This window comes from Polynucleobacter sp. 35-46-11 (assembly GCF_002281105.1).
This window is the reverse complement of sequence record NZ_NCFJ01000269.1, coordinates 1-3,480: the sequence shown is the minus strand read 5'-3', so window position 1 is coordinate 3,480 and position 3,480 is coordinate 1. Positions and strand designations below refer to the sequence as shown.

4 protein-coding genes are annotated in these 3,480 nt (G+C 45.8%); 2 read left to right on the top strand and 2 right to left on the bottom strand.

Annotated elements, in window-relative coordinates; genetic code table 11:
• The coding region (locus B7Y67_RS13275; RefSeq protein ID WP_367227288.1) for a hypothetical protein at positions 1–359 on the top strand (359 nt) is incomplete at its 5' end.
• 72 nt (positions 360–431) lie between these two features.
• A complete protein-coding gene (locus tag B7Y67_RS13270) occupies positions 432–587 on the top strand; it encodes a hypothetical protein (protein WP_293599061.1) in 156 nt (51 codons plus the stop codon).
• A gap of 97 nt (positions 588–684) precedes the next feature.
• On the opposite strand, the gene B7Y67_RS13265 is transcribed toward B7Y67_RS13270, so the two are convergent.
• Positions 685–1,188 carry a hypothetical protein gene (locus B7Y67_RS13265; RefSeq protein ID WP_293599060.1) on the bottom strand — a complete coding sequence of 168 codons (504 nt, stop codon included), beginning with the start codon at positions 1,186–1,188 and terminating at the stop codon, positions 685–687.
• A gap of 94 nt (positions 1,189–1,282) precedes the next feature.
• Positions 1,283–3,480, bottom strand: a 2,198-nt coding sequence (locus tag B7Y67_RS13260; RefSeq protein ID WP_293599059.1) for a malate synthase G, incomplete at its 5' end; no start/stop codon positions are given.

Sequence of the window (3,480 nt, the reverse complement as noted above, 5' to 3'; positions counted from 1 at the left end):
AGCGCCTCACCCGCCAAAATCTAGCAATCCATCAATACAACCGTGTTTTCTTTCACTTTTATGCCACTTTTGTATTTTTAGCTACGTTCCACTTGATCGAGATCCTCATCTGGGCCGTCTTCATTATTGGCTTAGGCATTATGAGCACCCCGGTTGCCGCCATTCTTTTTGCTGGCAGCTGCTATACAACCGTGGGTTTTGAGTCCGACACCCTGCTAACCGGCTGGAAATCATTCGCCTTTTTCATCTCATTCAGCGGCCTCTTTTCGCTGGCATGGACTACGTCAATCATGATCGGCATGACTACCGCCTATAAAAACGCTTGGGATCAAAAGTACCGCCATACCAGCGTCTACTAAGCAATTCGAATAAATTGCTGCAATACGGGATGATTGGGTGTATCATTAGGGTTAACCCTTAAGGAGCTCACCATGGCACATTCAAACTCAGTACAGTTTCAACAGGCACCAGCCTTTAGCTTTAAGCCTTTATTTGCAATTAAAGACTTCTTTACCTTGTTGGCAGCCGCATTTAGCGAAGCTAAAGCAATGGAACAGAAATCACGTAAAACTAGCGGAAATTGGTAATTTATTACTGATTTAGCCTTGTTTTAGGCCTTTTTTGGTCAGTTTTAAGTAAAAAGCCTCTGATTTTTTCAGGGGCTTTTTCTTTTGGATTGCATCCCTAGCGCTGGATGTAATAGCCGTAGACGCAACGCGAACCACCTCGTGATGGGTTATGCGTATCTTGGATAACCCCATCAATTACTGCACTTAAGTGCTTAGAAACCTTCACTATTAATCTCCCCGAGGGCAACTCATTGGCAAGCAAATGAACCTGGCAACCCGCCCCAACCTTCATAGTCGGAACCCACTCAAATCCATGACTCAGAATATAGTCATGAAAAACATTACGGTGATTGCCATTACGGGGTGAAGCACCCTTCGCATTAAGCCTTCTAGCTAACTTATCATTTCGCAGATCTGCATAGGCTGCATTAGCGGCACGAAGATCCTCATAGACCTGCATATATGGCAACTCAGCAGCAATGGCAATGGCACGAACCACACAGTCACCAGCCCCACCCTTAAAACCAGCAAGCCCTCTACCTCCATCATTTAACTGAAAGCCAAGTGCTTGTCCACGGGTGTCAGAAAGCATAGCAAATGGATTTAAGAAGCTAAACATGTGGTCGCTAGTAACTTAAGAGAGTTTTCGGAAAAGAAAAATGGACTTGCCTTGCGACAAATCCATTTCATCTTGAGGTCAAAGAGCAGAAGAATTAGGCGTGAGCCTTCTTCACTTCCAAGCGCCATGCATGAAGCAAAGGCTCTGTATAACCATTCGGCTGCGCTAGACCTTTAAAAATCAGATCGCTTGCTGCTTTATAGGCATAAGAGTCTTTGAAATTCGGCATCATTGGCTTGTACAAAGCATCACCTGCATTTTGACCGTCAACTACTTTAGCCATGCGTTGCAAAGTCTCGTTCACCTGAGCTTCAGTCACGATACCGTGCAATAACCAGTTAGCAATATGCTGACTAGAAATACGCAAGGTTGCGCGGTCTTCCATCAAGCCAACGTTATGAATATCAGGCACCTTAGAGCAACCAACACCCTGATCAATCCAGCGAACTACATAACCCAAGATACCTTGGCAGTTGTTATCTAACTCTTGCTGAATCTCTTCTTTAGACCAGTTGGCTTTTTCCACTACCGGAATAGTCAACAAATCATTAATCAAGGCTTCAGCTTCAGCAGCAGTATCTAACTGCTCCATCTCTTTTTGTAACTGGGCTACGTTGACCTGATGGTAGTGCAAAGCATGCAATGTTGCGGCCGTTGGTGAAGGAACCCAAGCTGTATTTGCACCCGCCTTTGGATGAACAATTTTTTGCTCAACCATGGCTTTCATCAAATCTGGCATTGCCCACATTCCTTTACCGATTTGAGCGCGACCACGTAAGCCACAATCCAAACCAGCCAGAACATTACGACGCTCATAAGCAGATAACCACTTACTAGTCTTCATATCGCCTTTGCGCATCATTGGACCCGCATGCATTGCTGTATGCATTTCATCGCCAGTGCGATCGAGGAAGCCGGTATTAATAAAGGCAACGCGAGCACCAGCAGCAGCAATCGCCGCCTTGATGTTGGCGCTCATGCGACGCTCTTCATCCATGATGCCTAACTTCACAGTATCCGCAGGCAAACCAAGCAACTTTTCAACGCGACCAAAGAGTTCAGCTGCAAAAGCCACTTCTTCAGGGCTATGCATTTTTGGCTTAACAATGTAGACGGAGCCTTTACGAGTATTACCAATAGCCTGTGTTGCTGGGCGATTAATGTCATACAAGGCAATCAACACAGTAACCACTGCGTCTAAGATACCTTCGTAAATCTCTTTGCCTTCGCCAGTGATGATCGCTGGGTTAGTCATCAAGTGTCCGACGTTGCGAAGGAACAGCAAAGAACGGCCATGCAATGTCACCATACCATCCTTAGCATCAACAGCGCCAATGCCAGCTGTGTATTTGCGATCTGGATTTAATGTACGGGTGAATGTCTTGCCACCCTTGCTAACTTCCTCCACCAAAGTCCCTTTGAGAATGCCTAACCAGTTGTCATAAGCAACAACCTTGTCATCACCATCAACCGCAGCGATCGAATCCTCCAAATCCAAAATAGTAGAAAGCGCAGCTTCGAGCACAACATCATTTACACCAGCAGCATCAGTAGCGCCAATGGTTTTGCTCTTATCGATTTCAATATCGATATGCACACCGTTATTACGCAAGAGTACTGAAGAAGGAGCAGAGGCGTTGCCTTGGTAACCAACAAATTGCTTCTCATCAGCAAGACCAGTTTTGCTGCCATCTTTAAGGCTGACAACCAACTTATTGCCATCCACTGAATAAGCGGTGGCGTCTGCGTGTGAACCTTTGGCCAGCGGTGCAGATTGATCTAAGAATTTGCGAGCAAAGGCAACAACCTTGGCACCACGAATCGGGTTGTATCCACCAGCTTTGGTAGCGCCATCTTCTTCAGAGATAACGTCAGTACCATAGAGAGCGTCATACAAAGAGCCCCAACGTGCGTTGGCCGCATTTAATGCATAACGCGCATTCAGGACCGGGACTACCAACTGGGGGCCGGCTTGGAGAGCCAACTCATCGTCCACATTCTTGGTGGTGCCAACAACTTTTCCAGGCACTTCATCTAAATAGCCAATTTCTTTGAGATGCTTGCGATAGGTAGGCATATCTTTGATTGGGCCAGGATTGGCTTGATGCCATTTATCTAAATCCACCTGCAAACGATCACGCTTAGCAAGTAATGCTTCATTTTTTGGGCTCAAGTCTTTGACGATTTCATCAAAACCCTTCCAAAAGTCTGCGCTTTTAATGCTTGTTCCAGGCAAAACTTTATCTTCAATAAAGCGATAAAGCGGTGTAGCCACTTGTAGGCTATTACATT